1 rRNA gene is annotated in these 243 nt (G+C 52.7%); it reads right to left on the bottom strand.

The window, feature by feature from the left end:
* Positions 1-221: ribosomal RNA gene (locus tag WD019_RS21845) — 16S ribosomal RNA — on the bottom strand; the annotation flags it as partial.
* Between the last annotated feature and the right edge of the window lie 22 nt (positions 222-243).

Here is a 243-nt window from a genome sequence, read left to right as displayed (position 1 = left end):
CAAAGCCGACTTTCAAGCGCGGAGCATGCGCTCCGCTCTATTATTCGGTATTAGCACCGATTTCTCGGTGTTATCCCCATCTATGAGGCAGGTTGCCCACGTGTTACTCACCCGTCCGCCGCTAACTTCCAGAGAGCAAGCTCTCCTTCCGTCCGCTCGACTTGCATGTATTAGGCACGCCGCCAGCGTTCGTCCTGAGCCAGGATCAAACTCTCCAATAAAGTTTGTCTTGCTCAATCATTT

The sequence above is a fragment of the Fictibacillus sp. Mic-4 genome, from assembly GCF_049843615.1.
GTDB lineage: Bacteria > Bacillota > Bacilli > Bacillales > Fictibacillaceae > Fictibacillus_A > Fictibacillus_A gelatini.
Note: the sequence above shows the minus strand (reverse complement) of the source record. Positions and strands in the feature narration are given on the sequence as shown.